The organism is Candidatus Krumholzibacteriia bacterium, from assembly GCA_035268685.1.
Lineage (GTDB): Bacteria > Krumholzibacteriota > Krumholzibacteriia > JAJRXK01 > JAJRXK01 > JAJRXK01.
In genome coordinates, this window is sequence record DATFKK010000115.1 from 1 (window position 1) to 23182 (window position 23182).

At 68.0% G+C, this 23182-nt stretch carries 19 protein-coding genes; 12 read left to right on the forward strand and 7 right to left on the reverse strand.

The features are described from left to right. Positions 1-1255 precede the first annotated feature (1255 nt). The 11 genes from VKA86_11280 (at position 1256) to VKA86_11330 (ending at position 15789) form a co-directional block, all read left to right on the forward strand. Positions 1256-2557 (forward strand): DUF4236 domain-containing protein, encoded by a 1302-nt coding sequence (locus VKA86_11280; GenBank protein ID HKK71791.1) that lies wholly within the window; start codon positions 1256-1258, stop codon positions 2555-2557. 324 nt (positions 2558-2881) lie between these two features. Next, a complete protein-coding gene (locus tag VKA86_11285; GenBank protein HKK71792.1) occupies positions 2882-5218 on the forward strand; it encodes a PAS domain S-box protein in 2337 nt (778 codons plus the stop codon). A gap of 76 nt (positions 5219-5294) precedes the next feature. Continuing rightward, a complete protein-coding gene (locus tag VKA86_11290) occupies positions 5295-5891 on the forward strand; it encodes a glutathione peroxidase (protein ID HKK71793.1) in 597 nt (198 codons plus the stop codon). A 73-nt stretch (positions 5892-5964) separates the two neighbouring features. Beyond that, positions 5965-7209 carry a glycosyltransferase family 4 protein gene (locus VKA86_11295; GenBank protein HKK71794.1) on the forward strand — a complete coding sequence of 415 codons (1245 nt, stop codon included), beginning with the start codon at positions 5965-5967 and terminating at the stop codon, positions 7207-7209. Next, positions 7206-8330, forward strand: coding sequence for a glycosyltransferase (locus VKA86_11300; protein ID HKK71795.1), 1125 nt, complete (start codon positions 7206-7208; stop codon positions 8328-8330). Before VKA86_11295 ends, VKA86_11300 begins: the two co-directional genes overlap by 4 nt. A 295-nt stretch (positions 8331-8625) precedes the next feature. Further along, entirely contained in the window at positions 8626-9048 is a 423-nt protein-coding gene (locus tag VKA86_11305) for an STAS domain-containing protein (GenBank protein HKK71796.1), read from the forward strand. Further along, positions 9045-11132 (forward strand): chemotaxis protein CheA, encoded by a 2088-nt coding sequence (locus VKA86_11310; GenBank protein HKK71797.1) that lies wholly within the window; start codon positions 9045-9047, stop codon positions 11130-11132. The genes VKA86_11305 and VKA86_11310 overlap by 4 nt, the downstream gene beginning before the upstream one ends. 65 nt (positions 11133-11197) lie before the next feature. Further along, positions 11198-13276, forward strand: coding sequence for a methyl-accepting chemotaxis protein (locus tag VKA86_11315; GenBank protein HKK71798.1), 2079 nt, complete (start codon positions 11198-11200; stop codon positions 13274-13276). A gap of 35 nt (positions 13277-13311) precedes the next feature. After that, positions 13312-13857 (forward strand): chemotaxis protein CheW, encoded by a 546-nt coding sequence (locus VKA86_11320; GenBank protein HKK71799.1) that lies wholly within the window; start codon positions 13312-13314, stop codon positions 13855-13857. Beyond that, the gene (locus tag VKA86_11325; GenBank protein HKK71800.1) at positions 13829-14716 is read left to right on the forward strand and encodes a protein-glutamate O-methyltransferase; all 888 of its coding nucleotides are present in this window, start codon (positions 13829-13831) and stop codon (positions 14714-14716) included. The genes VKA86_11320 and VKA86_11325 overlap by 29 nt, the downstream gene beginning before the upstream one ends. Then, the gene (locus VKA86_11330; GenBank protein ID HKK71801.1) at positions 14713-15789 is read left to right on the forward strand and encodes a chemotaxis response regulator protein-glutamate methylesterase; all 1077 of its coding nucleotides are present in this window, start codon (positions 14713-14715) and stop codon (positions 15787-15789) included. Before VKA86_11325 ends, VKA86_11330 begins: the two co-directional genes overlap by 4 nt. 28 nt (positions 15790-15817) lie before the next feature. Here the strand turns inward: VKA86_11330 and VKA86_11335 are convergent, their stop codons facing one another. The 7 genes from VKA86_11335 to VKA86_11365 form a co-directional block, all read right to left on the reverse strand. Then, the gene (locus VKA86_11335; protein HKK71802.1) at positions 15818-16057 is read right to left on the reverse strand and encodes a hypothetical protein; all 240 of its coding nucleotides are present in this window, start codon (positions 16055-16057) and stop codon (positions 15818-15820) included. Between the two features lie 126 nt (positions 16058-16183). After that, a complete protein-coding gene (locus tag VKA86_11340) occupies positions 16184-16606 on the reverse strand; it encodes a hemerythrin family protein (GenBank protein ID HKK71803.1) in 423 nt (140 codons plus the stop codon). 41 nt (positions 16607-16647) lie between these two features. Continuing rightward, positions 16648-17097: a hypothetical protein gene (locus VKA86_11345; protein HKK71804.1), complete on the reverse strand. Its 450-nt coding sequence runs from the start codon at positions 17095-17097 to the stop codon at positions 16648-16650. 9 nt (positions 17098-17106) lie between these two features. After that, entirely contained in the window at positions 17107-17589 is a 483-nt protein-coding gene (locus VKA86_11350) for a flavin reductase family protein (protein ID HKK71805.1), read from the reverse strand. A gap of 108 nt (positions 17590-17697) precedes the next feature. Further along, complete coding sequence (locus VKA86_11355; GenBank protein HKK71806.1) at positions 17698-18090, reverse strand: hypothetical protein; 393 nt, start codon at positions 18088-18090, stop codon at positions 17698-17700. A 96-nt stretch (positions 18091-18186) separates the two neighbouring features. After that, entirely contained in the window at positions 18187-18726 is a 540-nt protein-coding gene (locus VKA86_11360) for a chemotaxis protein CheW (GenBank protein HKK71807.1), read from the reverse strand. A gap of 15 nt (positions 18727-18741) precedes the next feature. After that, a complete protein-coding gene (locus tag VKA86_11365; protein HKK71808.1) occupies positions 18742-20631 on the reverse strand; it encodes a methyl-accepting chemotaxis protein in 1890 nt (629 codons plus the stop codon). Positions 20632-21287: 656 nt separating this feature from the next. Here VKA86_11365 and VKA86_11370 point away from each other — a divergent pair. Beyond that, on the forward strand, positions 21288-23182 hold a 1895-nt coding region (locus tag VKA86_11370), incomplete at its 3' end, for an Ig-like domain-containing protein (GenBank protein ID HKK71809.1).

A 23182-nucleotide genomic window follows, 5' to 3' on the forward strand; every position in this document is an offset into this window, starting at 1 on the left:
CCTGACGACTCGCGACGAAGCGCAGGCGGGCGACCAGAGCCGTCAGGCAAGCGATCGAGCCGGGACACGCCGGTCGGCGGAAACCGTCCGCGAAGAACCCTGTCAAGAGTCTCGCGCAGAACGGTGGGGATGGTTCGTCGGGAACCATCCAATGGAGCGCCCGGCGTAGCGCGAACTCCACGCCCGCCAGCCCGGACGGCACGTGCTGCTCGCCGCCGCTCGCGGCTTCCGATCGACACATGGATTCCGCACGTTCGTCTGCCAACGCGGAACGACGCGTACGATCGCCCGGGCATGTCCATGAACGCGACGGCCGACCGTTCCTCTCGTCGAGCCAGACGCTTCCGCCGCGGAAGCGATCAGCAGGGGTCGGCTGAAGGGGTCGGCTGAACACCGCCCGCCCACCGCACCAGCAGCGGAGAAGCATGCGACGGCGATCGAATCCGCTCCACAGAGCCGTACGGTCATGACGACGCGGTGCCCGGCCCGACCTCACCCGGACCCGCGCGACGACTTCCGCAACGAAACGACCGCGCGGCCACCGGCCCCGGCCACTCCCCCGACTTCCGCAGCGAAACGCCCACGCGAGACATCCCCGGGCGCTCCCTGCCGAGCGCGCACCCGCTGCGCTCGGCATTCTGCGCTCACCGACCGTACCGCACCCGGAACAACAACGAAGGCAAAACCAGCACCACGCCCAGGGTGAGCGTGGTCGCGAACAGCGGCTCGAAAGAGAATCGACACCGCCATCGGTGACCACATCCGCCCGCCGAAGAAACACAGCGGCAGCAGCTCACCCACGTTGGTGGCCGTGGTCACCAGGATCGGCCGCAGTCGACGCTGCGCGGACTCGATCACGGCGTCGGCGGAGGTGCGCCCAATGTTCGACCACCAGGGTGGCCACCGCACGAAATCGAAGAGGCGGGTGCGGACGACCGTTGCCGGAAAAGACGCCCCGGCGCGACGGAGCCGCGCACGGGGCGGTCCCGGACGGCCATGGGAGCCTCCGCACCCGCCCGAGGCCGGTACCATACCGAAAGACTACCCCGACGTCACACGCGAATGTCGGTCCGCCAATCGTCTTCGTGTTGACCACACGCCACAGAGGATCGCCGCGCGGGGGCCGGCCATGGACAGGTCCCTGGTCCGGACCTTACCTTCCCGCGGTCGCCGGCTCCCACCGGGCGGCCCGTCGCCCCGCGCGGGTCGCGGCCGCACAGTTCGATGGCTCCCGCACTCGGACCGGTGAGGACTCGTGGGTTTCTATCTGCGCAAGGCGTTCAAGCTCGGGCCACTGCGCCTGAACCTCTCCCAGTACGGTATCGGCGTGAGCGGCGGCGTCACCGGCGCTCGCGTCGGACTCATGCCCGGCGGTCGCGTCTACACGCACGCCGGTCGCTACGGCCTGTACCATCGCCGCGTCTGGGGACGGGTGGGCGGTCGATCCGAGGGCGACGGGGGCGGTGCCACCGGGGCCCCGGCCCCGCCGCGTGTCCTGCGGGTCGACACGGGCGTGACCTACGGCCGCGACGACACGTCGACACCGGACACCGTCGACCTGCCTCTCGACACCGATGGCCTCGACAGCGGAGGCATCTCGGCTCCGATCACGCTCACCCTGCTGCTCGCCGCGGGCGCGGTCCTGGCCACGGTGACCGAGGGGACGCCCGTGTTGCTCGCGGTGGTCTGCGGTGCGGCGGCTCTCGGCGGCGTCGTGTGGACCGTCCGCCGCATCTCGCATCGAGAGCGTCTGAACGACTGGCTCGACGTGCTCGAGCCCCTGGGCGACCGGCCCGCCCGTGAGTGGCCGCAGCAGCGCACGCAGATCGAACGGTTGGACGTCGATCGCCCCCTGCCCGCGGACGAGCGCCGCGAGCTCGCCCGCCGGGCCCACCTCGACCTGAGCCTCGCCGCCGTCCTCGACGGGCAGGTGACCGATCAGGAACTGGCGCGGCTCGACGGTGTGTCGCAGCTCCTCGACCTCGATCCGGCCGAGGTCCGGACCCACCGCGTGCACGCCTACCGCGCCGTCCACCTCGAGGCCGTCGCCGACCGCGAGCTCGACCACGACGAAGAAGAGACCCTCGCCCACGTGCGCGAGCGCCTGGCCCTCGAACCCGACGACCTGGCCGACGAGAACGCCCTCGCCGATCGCCTGCGGCGTCTGCGCGACCTGCGAGAGGGCGATCCACCCGTCGTGGAGCCCGATCCCACCGAGCAGCGGTATCTCCGGCGCGGCGAGGTCTGCCACCTGCGGGCCCCGGCCCGGCTCCTGCGCGAGCGCGTGCTCGAACGTTTCCAGCGCGACCGTCAGAAGCACGTGGTCCGCGGCCTGTCGCTGTACCGCGAAGGGACCCTGCTGATCACCGACCGGCGCCTCCTCCTGCTCGGCGATCGGCGGACCGAGATCCCGCTGCGCGCGGTGGTCGACTGCGAGGTCGATCTCGACCGGGCCCTGATCACGATCCGCCGCAGCGACCGGGTCCGTCCGATCTTCCTCACCACTCCGGACGCCGAGGTCGCGGGCGCGCTGATCGCCCGCCTGGCCGAGCTCTGATCGGGCTCAAGTCGCACCCACCACCGGCCGAAGCACGGATCGAACGATCGATCTCCGTCCGAAAGGCCTCGCCGTGCGGCTCCCACGTGCGATGCGTGCACTGTTCGTCGGCTCCGCCGTGGTCGGGTCTGCCCCTCCACGTCGGCGAGGTCACTCCGGACCGGACTCGGCTCCTGGCACCGCACCGTGTTCCACCCCACGGCTCACCTGCGCGTCGACCACACGACCGAACGAACGAGTTCTGCGCCGAACCTGCGTGCTGGATCGAGCGGCGCCGGTGGACGGCATCGTGGATCCCGGACCCCTTCGTGACCTGGACCGCTCATGGACCGCAGCTCGCGCACACCCATCACGCTGAGGACCCGCCTCGTCACCACCATGGTGGCCATCTCGCTGATGGCGGCCGGCGTAGCCGCGTGGTTCCAGGCGACGCACCTCCAGCAGGACCTCGAGCGCTTCGAGACCGGGCGCGGACGTGCCGTCCTGGGGGCCCTCCAGGTCGAGGTGAACTCGGGACTCACCACGACCCGTCTGCGACGCGTCGTGCTCGCCCACGCGGCCGAGCGCGACGTCGACGCGATCATGGTGCTGCGCGGAGATCCGCTCCGGGTCGAGATCGCCTCGCGCCCTCGCTGGGAGGGTTCCGCCCTTCCCGACCTGGTCCCGACGACGGTGGCCGAAGCCCACGCCGAGGGCCGGCCCCATCGCTGGTCCGACGACACCACGGTGGCCCTCTACGAACCCACCGTGCTCGTCGGAGCACGATCCGCCCGGGACGGCTCGGAACCTGCGGGGATCCTCGTCGTCTTCGACACCCGCGAGATCCGCGCCGCGGTCCGGCACGAGGCGTTGATCGGGGCCGGTGTGGCCTTCCTCACCATCATGGCCCTGACCGGCTGTGTGATCCTCCTGCTGCAGTCGCGGCTGTGGAACCGGCTCACACGCATGACCCGGCAACTCGATTCGATCGAGCGCGGGGAGAGCAGCGCGCGGATCGACGTTTCGATGGACGACGAGGTGGGCCGCCTGGGCCACGCCGTGAACGATCTCCTGGATCGCGTGGAGACCGAACGGACCCGTTGGCGCTCGGTGATCGAGACGGCGGCCGAGGCCATCATCATCATCGATTCCATGGGAAGTATCCGGACCTTCAACCCGGCAGCCGAGCGCATGTTCGGTTACGAAGCCGCCGACATGATCGGGCGCAACGTGTCGACGTTGATGCCCAGCCCCCACGCCGAACAGCACGACGATCACATCGATCGCTACCTGCAGACCGGCAACCCCAACGTCGTCGGCCACGGGCGCGAAATGGTGGCCCTGCGGCGCAACGGCGAGGTCTTCCCGATCCACATCGCCGTGTCGCGCATGTCGATCGACGGGGACGTCTACTTCACCGGATTGATCCGCGACATCAGCGGTCAGAAGCGCATCGAACACGAACTGCGCGCCCAGGCCGAGGCGCTCGAAGCCGCCAATGCCCGCGCCCTCGAGGCGACCGCGGCCAAGAGTGCCTTCCTGGCCAACATGAGCCACGAGATCCGCACTCCCATGACCGCCATCCTGGGCTACGTGGATCTGTTGAGCGACGAAGCCCCCACCGAGGAGCAGCGCGACGAGTACCTCGACACCGTACGCGCCAACGGTCAGCACCTGCTGCGCCTGATCAACGACATCCTCGATCTCTCGAAGGTCGAGGCCGATCGGATCGAGGTCGAGCGTCTCGAGGTGTCGCTTTCGGGTCTGATCCTCGAGGCGCAGAAGCTGGTCGCCCCGCGCGCCCTCGAGAAGGGGCTGGGGCTCGAATTCGTGGCCAAGGGGGAACTCCCGCGGACGATTCGCACCGACCCCGTGCGACTCCGCCAGATCCTGGTGAACCTGGTCGGCAACGCGATCAAGTTCACCGAGAGCGGTGGGATCGAAGTGTACGTGCGGGCCGGCCACCGCAGTGGCCAGCCGGTACTGCACTTCGCGGTCCACGACACCGGCATCGGCATGACCGACGACGAGATCGGTCGTCTGTTCCGTCCCTTCACCCAGGGTGATGCCTCCACGACCCGCCGCTTCGGGGGAACAGGCCTGGGCCTGACCATCTCCCGGCGACTGGCCCAACTGCTCGGTGGAGACATCGAGGTCGAGAGCAGCCCGGGCCTGGGCAGCGTGTTCACCGTGAGCATCGATCCCGGGGTGATGCCCGGAGACGACACGATCCGAGAGCTGGGAGCGAGCGCGCGCGACACCGGATCCGCCGACGACGGTGCCGGCGAGCAACTCGTGGGACGTGTCCTGGTGGCCGAGGACAACGCCGTAAACCAGAAGCTCGTGCGCAGGATCCTGGAGAAGCGGGGCCTCGAGGTGGAGGTGGCCGACGACGGAGCGGCGGCCGTCCGCCGGGCCCTGGACGCCCGCGACGAGCAGCGGATCCACGACCTGGTACTCATGGACATGCTCATGCCCGTGGTCGACGGTTACGAGGCCACGCGCATGCTGCGCGAGGAGGGCTATCCCTCGCCGATCGTCGCGCTGACCGCCAACGCCATGGCCGGAGACCGTGACCGGTGTCTGGCCGCCGGCTGCGACGACTTCCTCGCGAAGCCCATCGAGCGCGACGAACTGTCCCGCGTGCTCCACCACGTCTTCTCGGCGGCCACGCCGGTCTGACCCCGACGGCATCCGTCCGGTCGTCAGCGACGAATGCCTCCTCGACCGGTGTTTCCCCGAGCCCGCCGAGGATTCCATGCGAAGCTTCCTGATCGTGACCGCCGCCGTCTTCACCGTGGGCGTGTCGGTCTTCGCCCTGACCTACCGCAACACCGTGGGGGGCGAGGTCCAGGCGGCCGAGCCGACGGACGGCCCCGAGGCCACGTCGTTCTACGAATTGCAGACCCGCACCCTCGAGGGCGAAGCCGTCTCGCTGGCGGACTACCGGGGAGCGGTGTCACTCGTGGTCAACGTGGCCAGCAAGTGCGGCCTGACTCCCCAGTACGAAGGTCTCGAAGCCCTGCACCGGGAGTTCTCCGAACGCGGCTTCGTGGTGCTGGGCTTCCCGAGCAACGACTTCATGAACCAGGAGCCGGGCACACCGGAGCAGATCCGCGCCTTCTGCTCGGAGACCTACGGGGTGAGCTTCCCCATGTTCGAGAAGGTCCACGTGAAGGGCGACGCGCAGGGAATGGTGTATCGCCACCTCACGCGCGACCTCGAGGAGCCGACCTGGAACTTCACCAAGTACCTGGTCGATCGCGAGGGCCGGGTGCTCTACCGCTTCCCGCCCCGCACCGCTCCCGACGATCCCGACCTGCGAGCCCGGATCGAGGCCGCCCTGGCCGGCTGATGCCATCCGAACACCGGTCGCCGGACGTCGTCACCTGCGTTAAGGTGGCGACGTCTTCGTACGGGAGCCGGTGGTGCGCATCCTGATCCAGAACAGCGTGTTCTACCCGAACGTGATCGGCGGCGCCGAGCAGTCGAGCTGGATGCTCGGCCTGCGCTTGAGCGCGCGCGGGCATCGCGTGGACGCCGTGGCCACCACCGGTCGCCGGCGTGGCACGCGCGACCAGTTGTACGAGCGCGAACTCGAGGGGCTGAACGGCCGAGTGTACGAGGCCGCCTCGCACGGTTTCGTCGACCTGATCGACACCGGAGGTGGTTCCCCCGGAATCGGGCGCAAGGTGGCCCATCACGTGGCGAACCTGCGCTCGGGCCGGTGGCGCCATTTGCTCGACGACCTGTTCGTCCGGCTGCAGCCGGACGTGGTGCACACGAACACCATCGTCGGCATGACCGGCGTCGTGTGGGACGCAGCGCATGCCGCAGGGGTACCGGTGGTCCACACGCTACGCGACTACCACCTGCTGTGCCCGCGCACCACCCTGCTCCGGCGCAGCGGCGTCGAGTGCGTCGACGCGCCATGGCCGTGCCGCGTGTACCGCCACTTCAAACGGGGATCGACGGCGCACGTCGACGTGGTGACCGCCCCGTCGCGCTTCGTCCTGCAACGGCACCTGGACCACGAACAGTTCCCCGACGCCCGGGCCGAGGTCGTGCCCAACGCCGGACCTCCCCGCGTCGAGCCGCGCCCCCAACGGCCCTCCGACACCACGGTCACCGGCCTCTACCTCGGCCAGCTCGACGAGCACAAGGGAGTGCGCGTGTTGCTCGACGCGCTCACCGATTGGTTCGAGGACCGCAGCCGCCCCGAGCTGCACTTCCGCTTCGCCGGGGACGGCCCCTTGGCCTCGGAGGTCCGGTCGTTCTGTGGACGGTGGCCCCACCACGCACACTTCGACGGCTTCGTCGAGGAGGACGCCAAGAACCACCTGCTGCGCGAGGTCGATTTCCTGGTGGTTCCTTCGATCTGGAACGACAACTTCCCGCGCGTGATGATCGACGCCTTCCGCTACGGTCACCCGGTGATCGGCGCGCGCCGCGGTGGGATTCCCGAGGTCGTCGAGCACGAATCGAACGGACTGCTGGTCGAGCCGACCGTCGGCGAACTGCGCGACGCGATGCGCCGGCTCGTCGATCGGCCCGACGAGCGGGAACGGCTCGGTGCCCGTGCCCACGAGGACGCGAAGAAGTACGAACTCGAAGCCCAGGTCGACCGCTTCGAGGAGATCTACACCGAGCTCACCGGAGCCCGGCGCTCATGAGCCACTACGCTCTGGTGGGCCCACTCCCACCCTACCGCGGGGGGATCGCGCACTTCACGCTCCGCACCTGGCAGACCCTTCTCGAGCGCGGGCACGACGTGACGCCGGTCACCTTCACCCGGCAGTACCCCGGCCCACTGTTCCCGGGCACGTCGCAGTACGAGGACCTCCCCTCGCCCACCCCGACTCCCGTGCACCGATGGATCGACTCGACCGGACCATGGAGCTGGTGGTCCACCGGCCGGCGCCTGCACCGCCTCGCCCCGGACGCCCTCGTGTTCAACTACTGGATGCCTTTCTTCGCCCCGTCCTACGGCACCGTCCTGCGCACGGCGGGCCGACCGGCGATCGGACTGATCCACAACGCCATTCCCCACGAGCGCCGCCCCGGGGACCGTCCCCTGGGATCGTGGTTCCTGCGTGCCTGCGCGGGCTGCGTCGTACTCAGCGCCGAGGTCGAACGTGACCTGCGTACCCTCGGCGTCGAGGCCCCGATCCGGCGGATCGAACATCCGATCTACGACCACTTCGGCGAGGTCCTGCCCCGCGACGAGGCGCGACGGCGCCTGGGTCTCGACCCCGACCGGCCGCTGCTGCTGTTCTTCGGCTACGTCCGCGCCTACAAGGGGCTGGACCTGCTGATCGAGGCGCTCGACCGGCTCGGCGACCGGCACCCGACCGTCCAGCTCGTCGTGGCCGGCGAGTTCTACGAGGACGAGCAGGCGTACCGGCGGGAGATCGCGCGGCGGGGTCTGGACACGCGCGTGCACCTTCGCGCGGGCTATGTCCCCGACGACGACGTCTCCCTGCTCTTCTCGGCCTGCGACGCCGTGGTCCAGCCCTACCGCACCGCCACCCAGTCGGGCGTGGCCCAGATCGCCTACCACTTCGGCCGCCCCATGGTGATCACCGACGTGGGCGGGCTGGCCGAGATCGTGCCCCACGAGCTGGCCGGCCTGGTCGTCCCACCGGGTGACGCCGAGGCCCTGGCCGCGGCCGTCGATCGCATCTTCGAACCGGGTGTTCTCGAGCGCCTCGAACGTGGTGTCGCCGACCGCCGCGCGCTGTTCTCGTGGGAACGGCTGGCCGAAGCGATCGAGGATCTCGCGATCCCCCGCTGAAGAGTCGCTCAGGTTCCGGGCAGTCGTTTCCGACATGCCGGACGAGAGTCGACCGCGGTCGAAGGGGTCGGGACCACCTCCGTTCCGCTCTCCGGAACGATCACGTGGGGCACGTCGACCATTTCGTGGTGAGTGTGCACCAGGCCGTTCCCCGTGACGGCCTCCGAGAGCCCGTGATGGCTCCGGGTGGCGTGGTCTGGTCCCGGTCTTGCGTATCGAGGGCGCGTCGCGGACATCGGATCCGGGAGCAGGATCCGGCCGCACTCCCTCAGAAGCTGCCGTGGAGAGTGTTTCCATGCCCACCGCTGCGAAGAAGACCGCCTCGCGCAAGACCTCGTCACGCCGGTCGGCGCCGGGCACGGCGAAACCGACGACGGCATCGGGCTCGCCGAAGGCGAAGTCTTCGGCCGACCCTCCGGTCGAGAACGGTCTGGTCTGGACCGGATCGCTGGACCTCACGCGGGCCGCGGAATTGACCGCTGCGCTGCGGAAGGCCCTCGCCGACAGCGACTCGGTGAGCCTCACCCTGCGTGAGGTCGACAGCGCCGACCTGTCGTTCGTGCAGATCCTCCTCGCCGCCACTCACACCGCCAAGGAGGCGGGCAAGTCGCTGCGACTGATCGACGAGAGCGACTCGATCGAGGCGCTCTGCCAGGAGGTCGGCTTCGGCACCATCTACCAGCGGCTCGTCAGCCAGGAACCGGAGGTCATCGCGTGAGCGTCAATCCCACCGACTTCGCCGCGACCTATCGACTCGAGGCCGAGGAACTGCTGAGCGAACTCGAAGAGACCCTGCTCGAGCTCGAGGAATCGCCCGACGACGAAGAACTCGTGGCCCGGACCTTCCGGGCGCTGCACACGATCAAGGGCTCGGGCGCGATGAACGGCTTCGACACCATCGCCGAGTTCACGCACGACATCGAGACCATGTTCGACAAGGTGCGCGAGGGTGAGCTGAGCATCGATCGCGAGATCGTCGACCTCGGGCTCCGAGCGAAGGACCACATCCGGGGCCTGCTGAACGACGACGCAGAGGTGAGTGCCGGCGCGCCGATCCTCGTGCGCGTGAAGCAGATCATGGGCGGTGACGCCGGCGATGCCGACGCTCCGAAGACACAGGCAGCATCCCGGAAGAAGGAACCGGTCACCTATCGTGTCCGTTTCAAGCCCGCGCGGGGAATCTTCGCCAACGGCACGAACATCGTTCCGCTGCTGCGCGAACTGCGCGGCCTGGGCGACTGTCTGGTCTTCGGATACGACGACGAGATCCACACCCTCGAGGACTTCGACCCCGAGCAGTGCTACGTGTGGTGGGACGTCCTGCTGACCACCGACAAGGGCACCGATGCGATCCACGACGTGTTCATGTTCGTCGACGACCGTGCCGAGATCGACATCTCCGTGGTCGACCAGCCCGACGACGGCGACATCGACGAACGGAAGCTCGGCCACATCCTCGTCGAGCGCGGCGACATCACCGGCGCGCAGATGGACGAGGCCGTCACGGCGCAGAAGCGTTTCGGCGAGATCCTGACCGAGAGCGGTGTGGTCAGCGACACCACCATCGAATCGGCCCTGGCCGAGCAGCAGATCGTGCGCGAGAAGCGCCGCCAACGCAGCGACGAGAACCAGAGCATCCGTGTGCCCGTCGACAAACTCACGCTGCTCGTGAACCTGGTCGGCGAGCTGGTCACCGCACAGGCACGCCTGAACCAGATCGCCTCGGGGTCGCGTGAACCCGCTCTGCTCGGGATCACCGAGGAGATGGAGCGGCTGGTGGCCGACCTGCGCGACAATGCGCTCAGCATCCGCATGCTACCAATCGGCACCACCTTCAGCCGCTTCCGCCGCGTTGTGCGCGACCTGTCGGCAGACCTGGGCAAGGAAATCGAACTGCAGACCACCGGGGCCGAGGTCGAGCTCGACAAGACCATGATCGAGCGCCTGGCCGACCCGCTGGTACACCTGATCCGCAACTCGGTCGATCACGGGGTCGAGACCCCCGAGGCACGCGAAGCCTCCGGCAAGTCCCGCCACGGTGTGATCCACCTCTCGGCCGAGCACTCCGAGGCGCACGTCGTGGTCACCATCCGCGACGACGGCGCAGGCATGGATCCCGAGAAGATCCGCGCGAAGGCCGTGAAGAACGGGCTGATCAGCGCCGATGACCCGATCCAGCCACCGGAGATCTACAAGCTCGTCTTCGAGGCAGGTTTCTCCACCGCCCAATCGCTCACCAGCGTCAGCGGACGCGGCGTGGGCATGGACGTGGTGAAGCGGTCCGTGGAGGGCCTGCGGGGTTCGGTGTCGGTGGACAGCGAACTCGGCAAGGGCACCACCGTGACCCTGAAACTCCCGCTCACGTTGGCCATCATCGAGGGTCTGCTCGTGCGCGTGGAGGACGAACGCTACGTGATCCCGCTGAGTCTGGTCGACGAATGCACCGACCTCACGCAGGACGACCTCCAGCGTGCCCACGGTCGAGAGGTCGTCGAGATGCGAGGGCATCTGGTGCCCTACACCTCGTTGCGGAAGTTCTTCCACGACGGCCGGCCGGCGCCCGCGGTCCAACAGCTGGTGATCACCCATTCCGACGGCCAGGGCTTCGGCCTGGTCGTCGACGAGGTCGAGGGACAGATCCAGGCAGTGATCAAGAATCTCGGCCGCATGTACGAGCACATCGAGGGCTTCAGCGGAGCCACGATCCTGGGCGACGGGACCGTGGCGCTGATCCTCGACGTGCAGGCATTGAGCCGTGGGGCTCAACGCGAGGAACTCATGGCCGTCGGTCAGTCCTCGTGACAGTCGGTGAGATTTCCGGGACGCCGCCGCGGCGACGCCCCCAAACCCGGGAAAGGAAGATCATTGTGATCAAGAACGTGAAGATCGGGGCGAAGCTCGGTGCGGGCTTCGGGCTCTTGATCGCCCTGACCGTCGTGCTGGGCGTGATCGCCATCTCGAGCATGAACAACATCAAGGAGAAGTCCAACTGGCTGGCGGAGGAATACGTTCCGGAGGTCCGGATCGCCAACGACCTCGAGCGCAGCAGCCTGTTGACCATGTACGCCATGCGCGGCTACGGACTGACCGCCAACGAGGCCTACTTCGACGACGCCACGGACGCGCTCGTCGAGGTCAGCGGGGCCATGGACCGTGCCGGAGAACTGGCCGACGACTCGACCCAGCTCACGCTGCTCGAGAGCGCCATTGGCGATGTGCGCGAGGCGGTCACCACCTACGACGGCCTGAAGAAGGACACCGCCGACCGCAACGGCGAGCTCGAGGCGGCTCGTTCTCTCCTGGACGAGGCCGCAGCCGACTACATGGAAGCCACCGAGGCCCTGCTCGCCATACAGACCCAGCGCCTGAAGTCGGAGATCGTCGCTGGCGATCCGCCCGCGAAGGTCGACGAGCGCCGTCGCAAGGTCGAGCTGCTGAACGACGTCATCGACGTGGGGAATGCCACACGGATCGCCGCCTGGAAGGCCCAGGCCAACCGCGACCCGGACGAGCTGCGCGAGGCCTACGAACACTTCCAGAAGATGGACACGATCTTCGCCGACCTACGAGAGATCACCCGTCTCGATGCCGACATTGCCAAGATCGACGCGACCGAGAGCGCCGCTGGCCAGTACCAGGAGGGCATGCGGGAGCTGGAGACGGCCTGGGTCGGCCTGAACGAGCTGGGCAAGCAGCGCGACGTGGCGGGGGGCGAGGTCCTCGAGAAGGCCCAGGCCATTGCTTCGAAGGGGATCGAGGAGACCGAGAGAATTGCTCAGGAGGCCCAGGCCGCCTTGCAGCAGGCCTCCGTCGTGCTGATCACCGGCCTGTCGATCTGCGCCGTCATCGGCATCGTCTTCGCCATCTTCATCACGCGCACCATCACCGGCCCGCTGGGCAAGGGTGTGGCCTTCGCGCGCGAGCTGGCCAACGGTGACCTGACGCAGAACATCGACATCGAGCAGAAGGACGAGGTCGGTCTGCTGGCCAACGCTCTCAACAGCATGGTCGAGCAGCTGCGCAAGGTCGTCGGCGACGTCAAGTCGAACGCAGACAACGTTTCGACCGGCTCCGAGGAGCTCAGCACGGCCTCGCAGAAGGTGTCGCAGGGCTCGGCCCAGCAGGCATCTTCGATCGAAGAGGTCAGCTCGAGCATGGAGGAGATGGCCAGCAACATCCGTCAGAACGCCGAGAACGCGTCGCAGACGGAAAAGATCGCCACCCAGGCCAGTCAGATGGCCACCGAGGGCGGTCAGGCCGTCGACAAGACCGTCGCCGCCATGAACCAGATCGCCGAGCGCATCAACATCGTGGGCGAGATCGCCGGTCAGACCAACCTGCTGGCCCTGAACGCCGCGATCGAGGCCGCCCGGGCCGGCGAGCACGGCAAGGGCTTCGCCGTGGTCGCAAGCGAGGTACGCAAGCTGGCCGAGCGCAGCCAGAAGGCCGCGGCCGAGATCAGCGAGCTGTCGACGAGCAGCGTCGAGGTCGCCACGCAGGCTGGCGAGATGCTCGGCAAGATCGTGCCCGACATCCAGAAGACCGCCGACCTGGTCCAGGAGATCAGCGCGGCCAGCAGCGAGCAGAACGCCGGCGCCGACCAGATCAACCTGGCGATCCAGCAGCTCGACGAAGTGATCCAACAGAACGCCTCGGCGAGCGAAGAGATGGCCGCCACGAGCGAGGAGCTCGCCGGCCAGGCCGACAGCCTGCAGCAGGGCGTGGCCTTCTTCCGCGTCGACGAGAGTCACCGCGTGGTGCGTGCAGCGCGTCCGACCGCGAAGCCGGTCGTGGCCTCCGCGCCGAAGCCGACCTCGAAGCCGGCGTCGAAGCCCGCACCGAGTCCGCAACCGAAGGCCGAGGCCGAGAAGGTCGAAGACGCCGTGGTCGGCGTGGCGCTGGACATGGGTGCCGATGACGACGACGACGGCTTCGAGACCTACTGATGGCGTCCCGAGGATCCGTTCAGGAGGACCAGACAGTGAGCTTGGAAACCACCAGTGCCACTTCGCAGTACCTGACTTTCCGCCTCGGCGACGAGATCTTCGCCCTGGAGATCTTCAAGGTCCGCGAAGTGCTCGAGTACCGCTCGGTGACCCGCGTGCCGCGCACACCACCCTTCATGCGAGGGGTCATCAACCTGCGCGGTGCCGTGGTCCCGGTGGTCGACCTTCACATGAAGTTCGGCACCGGCGAGACCGAGAAGACCCCGGACACGTGCATCGTGATCGCCGAGGTCGACTTCGACGGTGAGAAGATGTACCTGGGGGCCCTGGCCGACTCGGTCGAAGAGGTGTTCGACATGGACGCCTCGCAGATCGAGCCGCCGCCCCGCATGGGCACGCACCTGAACGTCGACTTCATCAAGGGCATGGGCAAGAAGGACGAGGAATTCGTCATCATCCTCGACGTCGATCGCGTGTTCTCCAACGACGAAATGGCCAGCGTGCTGGAGAACAGCCTTCGCGTTTCGGACCACGAGGCCGAGGCGGCGACCGGTGAGCCCCAGAAGCGCAACGCCGACTGAGCCCGAACGGGCGGCCCAGCCCCCGCTGGGCCGGAGGGAGTTCGACCGGATCTCGAGATTCGTCCGCGACGAACTCGGGATCCAGCTCCCTCCCGGAAAACACACCATGGTCGAGGCGCGGCTGCGGAAGCGGCTGCGCCAACTCGGCTTGTCCGACTTCCGGACCTACGTCGACCGGGTTCTCGACCCCGACGGCGACCCGGCAGAACGACAGAACTTCCTCGACCACATCACCACGAACAAGACCGATCTCTTCCGCGAGCCCGACCACTTCGACCACCTGGCCGACGTGGCCCTTCCCGCGCTGCTGACCGGCCGCCACCGTCCGCGGTTGGACGTGTGGTGCGCGGCCTCGAGTAGCGGCGAAGAGCCCTACACCATCGCCATGACCCTGATGGACGCGAAGCGGCGGCAGAACGACTTCGACTTCCGGGTCCTGGCCAGCGACATCTCGCGGCGCGTGCTCGAGAAGGCAGTGCAGGCGGTCTACCCGGCCGGCCACGCCGAGGCCGTTCCCGCCGAGTATCGCTCCCGCTATCTGCTGCGATCGCGTGACGGAACGCAGATCAAGATGGCCCGCTCCCTGCGACAGCGGGTGACCTTCGGGATGCTCAACCTGATGCAGCCCCCGTACAGGGTCCCCGACGATCTCGATGTGATCTTCTGCCGCAACGTACTGATCTACTTCGACCGCCCCACGCAGATCCGTGTCGTCGAGGCCCTCGTCGATCGACTGCGTCCCGGCGGCTACCTGTACCTCGGACACTCGGAGTCGGCCCAGGGCGCCGGTCCTCGCGTCGACCGCGTCGGCGCTGCCGTCTACCGCCGCAAACGGAACGTGGAAGGGGATGGAGCATGAAGAGGAATCCGATCCGCGTGCTGATCGTCGACGACAGCGCCATGGTGCGCCAGACGCTGCAGGCCGTGCTCGAGGACGCGCCGGACATCCAGGTGATCGGCACCGCATCCGACCCCTTCGCCGCCGCCGGCGTGATGCGAAGCAAACGGCCCGACGTGATCACCCTGGACATCGAGATGCCGCGCATGGACGGTATCACCTTCCTCAAGAAGCTCATGAGTCAGCACCCCATTCCGGTGGTCGTGTGCTCGAGCCTCGCCGAGGACGGATCGAAGACCACGCTGCAGGCACTCGAGGCCGGTGCGGTCGAGATCATTCCCAAGCCGAAGATCGGAACCCGCCAGTTCCTGGAAGAGTCGAAGGTACGGATCACCGATGCCGTGCGGGCCGCCGCGCAGGCCAAACTCCAGAAACTGTCGCGGCCCATGAAGGTCCAACCCAAGCTGACCGCCGACGCCATGCTCCCCGGCGTGACGAAGGCCATGGACGTGACCACCGACAAGGTGATCGTGATGGGTGCATCGACGGGGGGCACCGAGGCCGTACGCGCGGTGCTGCAGGCACTGCCCATGGACGTCCCGGGGATCGTGATCGTCCAGCACATGCCCGAGAACTTCACCCGCAGCTTCGCCGAGCGCCTCGACTCGATCTGCGCGGTCAACGTGAAGGAAGCGGCGAACGGCGACACCGTGCTGCGCGGACACGCACTGATCGCTCCGGGCAACTTCCACACGCTGCTCAAGCGCAGCGGAGCGCGGTACCACGTCGAGGTCCGCGAAGGCCCGCTCGTGAGCCGCCATCGCCCGAGTGTGGACGTCCTGTTCCGCTCGGCCGCCCGCTACGCCGGGCGCAACGCCCTCGGTGTGATCATGACCGGCATGGGCGATGACGGCGCCAAGGGCCTCAAGGAACTCCACGATCTGGGCGCGGTGACGATCGGCCAGGACGAGGAGAGCTGCGTGGTCTACGGCATGCCCAAGGAGGCTTACGAACGCGGCGCCGTGTCGATCCAGAAGTCCCTGGACCAGATCCCGGCCGAGATCGTACGCCAGGTGGCGAAGGTCGCCGTCTAGCCCCCCGACTCGCCGATCCGGTCGGACACTAGGCCCGATCCTGCAGGGCCGCGGCCCCCTGTTGCTGCGCGCAGTGCGCGCCGCAGTACATGGTGTCTCCGGCCTCGACACCGTGTCCGACGATCTTCACGCCGCAGTTCCCACAGGCCGGGGCCAGGTCGTGGATCGCGCACTCGAAGCAGTCGTAGCTACGCGTGTTGTTCTTCACCGTGATCTCGAGCGGCTTGTCGTACTCGTTGCCACACACGTGGCACTTGCGCGTGGTCATGGTCTCTCCTCTCGCGGGATCCGACGGTCGTTCCCGGCCGTCGCGGACGGATCCTGCGCCGGAGCGTTCCACACGCCGATGGGGCCGCCCCGGATCTTGCGGTCCGTGGGATCAGGGAGACGGTGCTCAGACGATGTCCGGAGTGCTCAGACCGTCGTTGCGGCCCGGTTCGTCCAGGAACTTCTCCAGGCGCTCGTCCTTGTCGAGGATGTGGTGGACGAAGCGTTGCCGCAGCGCCGAGATCCGGCCCACGTCCGGCGAGCTGACCGCCTCGCGCAACGAGTCGAGGATACTGGTCATCTCCTCGTGCTCGGCCACGTGCTCGGCGTGCTCGGGATAGGCGTGCAGACGCATCAGCAGGTCCTCGCTGAGGAAGTGCGCCTCGGACACGTCGCGAAGACGCTGCAGGAGCTCGTCGACGTGGTCGTCGCCCCGCCCGCTCTGGGCCGCGGCGATCAGGGCGTCGAGCAGTTCGATCTGCAGGCGATGTTCGGCGTCCACACTCTCGAGGTCCCGCTCGGTGCGGGGATTCGACCGCTCTTGCGTCATGACGACTCCAGGGGGTTGGGTCCGTCGCAGAACCTAGACGATCAGCGCCGGCTCGACCAGGCACGGGCGAAGGGATCGGGACAGTCGTCGATACCCGCGTCGGCACCGAGCATCGAGTCGGCCACCGTGAGCGTGAAGGTGGCGCGGCACTCGGCCGTCTCCTCGAACACCCAGTCACGCGGTGCGGCGCTCGGTGCCAGCCGGAAGACCACCGAGTCGGCGTCGGCCGTCGCGAGGCTCAGGCAGCCCATGAGATCGCGGGGGTCGGGGTAGCTGTCGGGGAACTCGCCCTCGAAGGAGCCGAGCACGACCGCGCTGTCGGAGGGAACCGTGAACAGCGTGTCGGTCACCGCGAAGGGCGTCCGCGCGCGCAGGTCCTGCGCGGTGTCGTTGCGAAGGACGAAGGTCCCCACTCCGCGGCACCCGTCGTCGGCGGTGTCGCACCCCGCGAGCGACCCGACCACGAGCAGAATGCCGATCGTCCAGCGCACGGCCCGTGCTCAGTCGCCGACGCCGTGATACCCACGGCGGTGGTACACGAGCACGGGCACGACCTCGTCGGTGTGCGCCTCGACGACCCGTCCGACCACGATCGTGTGGTCGCCTTCGTCGATCGTGTCGTGCACGTCGCACTGCAGGCTCGACGCCGCACCGGCGACGACCGGCGGGCGATCGCCCTGCTCGGCCCCGAAGCCGTCGAGACCCGGTCCAGGATCGCGGCCGGAGCGCGCGAAGTGGTTCGACACCTCGTCCTGGCCGGAGGCGAGGATCGACACCGAGAAGCGGCCGTCGTCACGGATCAGCGCCGGCAGCCGGTTGCTGCCCGACAGACACACCATGACCAGCGGAGGATCGAGCGAAACCGAGTTGAAGGCCGACACGGTCAGCCCGTAGGAATTCCCGTCGGGGGCGTTGGCCGCGACGATGCTCACACCCGAGGCCCAGCTGGCCAGGGCGTCCTTGAAGTCCTGTTCGAGATTCACGTGCTCTTCGTCCGGAAGGGGTGGTCGGGGACCGGGCGGGCGCCGGCCGTGGATCACTGCCCACGGGGGCAAGGTAGGGCCCGCCGGCCACGATCGCGACCGTCCGGATCAGTCGGGCGGAGGATCCAGGCCCAGCCACTCGCGGGCGGCCGTCATCGTCGCGAAGACCTTCGCTTCGAGCAGGCCGGACTCCGTGAACAGCTGCTGCAGCAGAAGGGCCAGGCCGGTGGCCCGCGGGTGGTCCATGACGAAGGCCCATCGCTTGCCGGCGTACACGTCCTGGCGGCTCGCGATGTAGGCGGCAAGGGCCCGGAGATCGGTCGGCGTGACCTGCGGATCGGTCACGCGCTGCGCGTCGGTGAGGATCACGCGGCAGGCCGCGAAGTCCGGATGCTCTGCCTCACGGCGACGCACGCCGAGCAGGTCGTCGGGAGCGATGGTTCCCTCACCGGTCTCGAGGACCAGTCCGGGTTCGATTCGGATCTCGAAGACGAGTGGCATCGCGACACCCCAGGGTCGAAGGGGGTGGCACGGGAGCGGAAGCACCGTAGCGCCCCCGGCCCGACCGGACAACCCCCTTCACTGGCACGCTGCGTCTCAGGCGGAAGCCGTCGAAGCGTCCTCGTCCGCCACCGAGTCCGAGGCGATCACCGCCTGCATCTCCTCGGGCGAGAACACCCGATTCACGTCGAGGATGATGACGAAGTCGTCGCCCTTCTTGCCCATGCCCTTGATGAAGTCCACGTCGAGGTGCGTGCCCATGCGAGGGGCCGGCTCGACGTCGGCGTCGCTCATGGCGAAGACCTCTTCCACCGAGTCGGCCAGGGCACCGAGGTGCATGGTCTCGCCGTCGAACTCGAGCTCGGTGATCACGATGCAGGTGTCGACGGTCTTCTCGGTGCGTCCGGTCCCGAACTTCATGTGCAGGTCGACGACCGGCACCACGGCACCGCGCAGATTGATCACACCCTCCATGAAGGGTGGCGTACGCGGGACCCGGGTCACCGGGCGGTACTCGAGGACCTCGCGGACCTCGAAGATCCCCAGGGCGAAGATCTCGTCGCCCAGCCGGAAGGTCAGGTACTGCGACGTGTCGTCGGCCTGCGTGCGAGGATCGATCGTCTGCTGCGTACTCATCTTCATCCCTCCCGCTCAGTGTCCCGTGTCGACACGGAAGAAGCCGACGTTCTGCTGGAGCTGATCGGCCTGGCCGGCCAGCTCCTCGCTCGTGGCGGCCATCTCTTCACTGGCCGAGGCGTTCTGCTGGATCACGTCGTCGAGCTGCTGGATCGCCATGTTGATCTGCTCGGCGCCGGAGTTCTGCTCGCGACTGGCCGCGCTGATCTCCTGGACCAGGTCGGCCGTCTTCTGGATGTCGGGAACGATCTGCTGCAGGTATTCGCCGGCCCGGGTGGCGACCTCGACGCTGTTCGTCGAAAGCTCGCTGATCTCGGCCGCCGACTTCTGGCTGCGCTCGGCGAGCTTGCGCACCTCGCTCGCGACCACGGCGAAGCCCTTGCCGTGCTCGCCGGCACGGGCGGCCTCGATCGCGGCGTTCAGGGCCAGCAGGTTGGTCTGCCCGGCGATCTCGCCCACGATCCCGATGCGCTCGGCGATCTGGTTCATGGCCGCGACCGTCTCTTCGACCGCCTGCCCGCCGTCGGTGGCCATCTGGCTGGCCTTGGTGGCGATCTGCTCGGTCTGCGCGGCGTTCTCGGTGTTCTGGCGGATGTTGCCCGCCATCTCCTCCATGCTCGAGCTGACCTCTTCCACGCTGGCCGCCTGCTCGGTCGAGCCCTTGCTGAGTTTGGTCGACGAGGTCGACAGTTCCTCGCTGCCAGTGGCCACGTTCGAAGCGGCGGAGCCGACGTCACCCACCACCGAGCGCAGACGTTCGACCATGTCGTTGAGTGACGCGGCCAGCCGACCGATCTCGTCCTTCTGGTGGATGTCCAGGTCGGCCGTGAGATCACCCTTCGCCATGCGTTGCGCGAACTCCACGCCGGCGAGCACGGGCCTGGTGATCATCCGGGTGATGACCCAACCCAGGGCCATGGCCAGCAGGGCCCCCACGGTCATGCCGACGATGCCCACGGTCTGTGCCCGGGAAGCCACCTGCTCGGCGTTCACCGTCTTCTCGGCGGCCTGTTCTTCGACCAGGTCCGTGAGTTCGTGCAACGTCTCGAAACTGTGTTCGCGACCCTGCTTCGAATCCACGACCAGCTTCAAGGTCATGGTCTCGTAGATCGACGCCACCCGATCGGCCTCGGCCCGCAACTCGTCGAAGTACTCGAAGACGTGCTGGGCGTGCACCATGAGTTCTTCGTGGGCTTCGTCGGCCGCTGCATCACGACCGGCGGCAAGGTTCGTCTTGATCGCCTCGATGGTCTCGTGGAACTCGTCGTGGTGGCCGGCGATCGCGGTGAGTGCGGCCTCGATCTCCGGGTTCTCGGTCTCGTAGGCAGCGCTCCAGCGCCCGAAGGCACAGGCCGTGGGGTCGCCGCCGCCCTCGAACCGGGTCCCGTCCTCCAACAGCCGCGCCACTGCGTCGGCCACCTTGTAGTGGTCGCCACGGAACTTCTGCAGGTCGCGTTGCAGTCCGGCGGGATCGAGGATGTCGGTTTCGAGCAGTTGCTGGTTCAGGGCCAGGGCTTCGTCGTTGATCTTCGCCCAATCGGCCATACGGCTCTGCAGTTCGGTCCAGAGCTGATTCTCGCGTGAGGTGTGCGGCAGCTCCTCGTATTGACGGATCTCACCACCGTACCGTACGCGAATGGCATCGATGCGGTCGTCGATCGCCTCGCGCTCGTCGTGCGAGAGCCACGGGCTGAGACTGGTGTTCAGCACCGCGACGAGATCGTTGAGCTCGGCCTCCATCATCGTGAGGCTCTCGGCCTTGGGCATCGAGACGTTCGCCACGTCGTCGAGCTCGCTGCTGACCGACCTCACCCCGTTCAATCCGACGATACCCACACCGACGGTGATCAGGGCGACCAGCAGGAAGCTGCCGATGAGTTTGACCGAGAGGGGGAGATTCTTCATGAGACCGGATCCTCGTCGTGGGCGGGCACGTGAACCCCGGCTCTGCACGGTGCGACCGCGCGCCGGGGGGAACAGGCGCGGATTCCAACTGCGATGACGCACTTCAAGAACCGGTCCACCTGCGGGCCGTCGGCACGGGGTTCGGGGGTTCCGGGTCCGCACTGCATGCGTCCGACGAGCACCAAGCTCTCAAGCTGTTGTGATGTCATGACTTGTAGCCGACGCACCAACCGAACCCCCGGCGTGTTCCGGAGGACGGGACGGATGGCTCCCGCCGCCGGACCGCGGAAGGCGCCTTCGTGCGTCCCATCGTCGCCCACGAGCGGCACGATTTCTTCCGGCATCCCGGAAGGATGGCGGTGGTGCGAACGGATCAGTCTCGGCCCCTCGCGGGTCCTCGGCTCCGAAGCTTTCCGAGAACGGTTCCGGACGGCGCGACACGACGCGGGGCTACTGGTGATCATGCATTATTTTCCTGGCCCAGATGCCCGGAACCGACGGCCTCTGGCCGTTTCGCCCGCCATCACGAATCCGCAGCCCCCGTTCGGAACGCCGGTGCCCTAGGCTGATCGACGACTTCACGTCTCCTTGCCCGATCGCGCCCGGACAACTTCCCCAGCGAGGCGAGCGTTCCCGTTCCACGGAGGAGGACCCCCGTGCGTCGCTTCGTCTCCTTGCTCGGTGTGGCCGTGTTGCTGATCGTCGCGGCCGACGCCCAGGCCAAGAATCCGATCCGTCGGGACTTCTTCTCGACCTACCCCGGTGCCGAGGGCTCGGCACTCGATGTCCTGCCGAGCAACTCCGCCCACTGCGGGGCATGCCACTACGACTTCAACGGCGGCGGTCCGCGCAACTGGTACGGCAGCCGCGTCGAGACCCTGCGCGCGCAGGGCCTGTCGAGCGCCGAGGCCTTCGTGGCGATCGAGACCGAGGATCCCGACACCGACGGCCACGACAACCTGACCGAGATCACCGACACGGTGAACTTCCCCAACACTCCGACCTTCCCGGGCCTGAGCAACGACGACCTGGCGTCGGTGGTGAACATCCCGCTGGCCGAGATCTCCCCCCACGTCACGCCGTCGGCGACCGTGGACGAGGATCCGCCCTTGGTGACGGTCACCTTCCCCAGCGGCGGCGAGACGCTCACTCCGAACAGCACCGTGGCCGTGACGTGGACCACCAGTGACGCCAGCGACATCGCGTCGGTGCTCGTGGAGCACTCCGACGACGGCGGCCTCACGTGGAAGGCCGCGAGCTTCGGGCTGTCGGACACCGGCAGCTACGACTGGTTCGTGCCGAGCCGCCCCGGCCCCGGCCAACTCGTCCGCGTGATCGCGACCGACAGCGCCGGCAACGAGGGATCCGGCGACAGCCCGTCGACCTTCACCATCGGCCCCGCGCCCGACGGCCGCGTGCCGACCACGCTGCGCGACGTCGACCTGCCGGGCACGCAGCCCTTCGAGGGCCCTGTGCTGGCCGACCCCGACGACAACTGCGCCACCTGCCACGGTAACTACGACACCGCCGTCGAACCGTGGGCCAACTGGCGCGGCAGCATGATGGCGCAATCGGCGCGCGATCCGTTGTTCCTGGCCTGCCTCGCCGTGGCCGAACAGGACGCGCCGGCCGTCGGCGACCTGTGCATCCGCTGCCACTCGCCCCGCGGCTGGCTGGCCGGCCGCTCCCTCGACACCTCGGGCGAGAGCCTCACCGCCGAGGACCGCCAGGGCATCTCGTGCGACTTCTGCCACAAGCTCGTCGACTGGAACTACGTCGATGGCGTCAGCCCGGCCGAGGACGCCGGGATCCTCGCCGACCTCGACGACGTGCCGACCCAGTACACCAGTGGGCAGTACGTCATGGCGCCGACCGCTCCGAAGCGCGGCCCCTACGCCGATGCCCTGGACACCGGCCACCCCGTCCTCGAGTCGAACTTCCACCGCTCGAGCGAGTTGTGCGGGACCTGCCACGACGTCAGCAACCCGGCCTTCAGCAAGGTCGGCGAGGACGACTACGCGCCGAACGAGTTCGACGCCGCGCATCCTACCATGGACCAGTCGCAGATGGGTCCGGTGGAGCGCACCTACAGCGAGTGGAAGGCGAGCGATTTCGCCGCCGGCGGGGTGGACCTTCCGCAGTACGGCGGCGTGGTCGAGACCTGCCAGGACTGCCACATGCGCGACGTGACCGGCGTGGGTGCGAACGATCCCGATGCGCCCGTGCGCACGGATCTTCCGCTGCACGACATGACCGGGGGCAACACCTTCGTGCAGGACATGATCGCCGACGCCTATCCGGACGAGGTCGACGTGGCCCAGCTCGAGGCTTCGAAGATCCGGGCGCAGGAGACCCTGGAGAAGGCGATCCAGCTCGACGTGACCGCGGCCGACGACGGCGTCGACGTCCGCATCACCAACGACACCGGCCACAAGCTGCCCACGGGCTATCCCGAGGGTCGCCGGATCTTCGTGCAGGTCGAGGGACGCGACGGTAACGGCGACGTGGTGTTCACGTCGGGCGCCTTCGACTTCACCTCGGGTGATCTGAC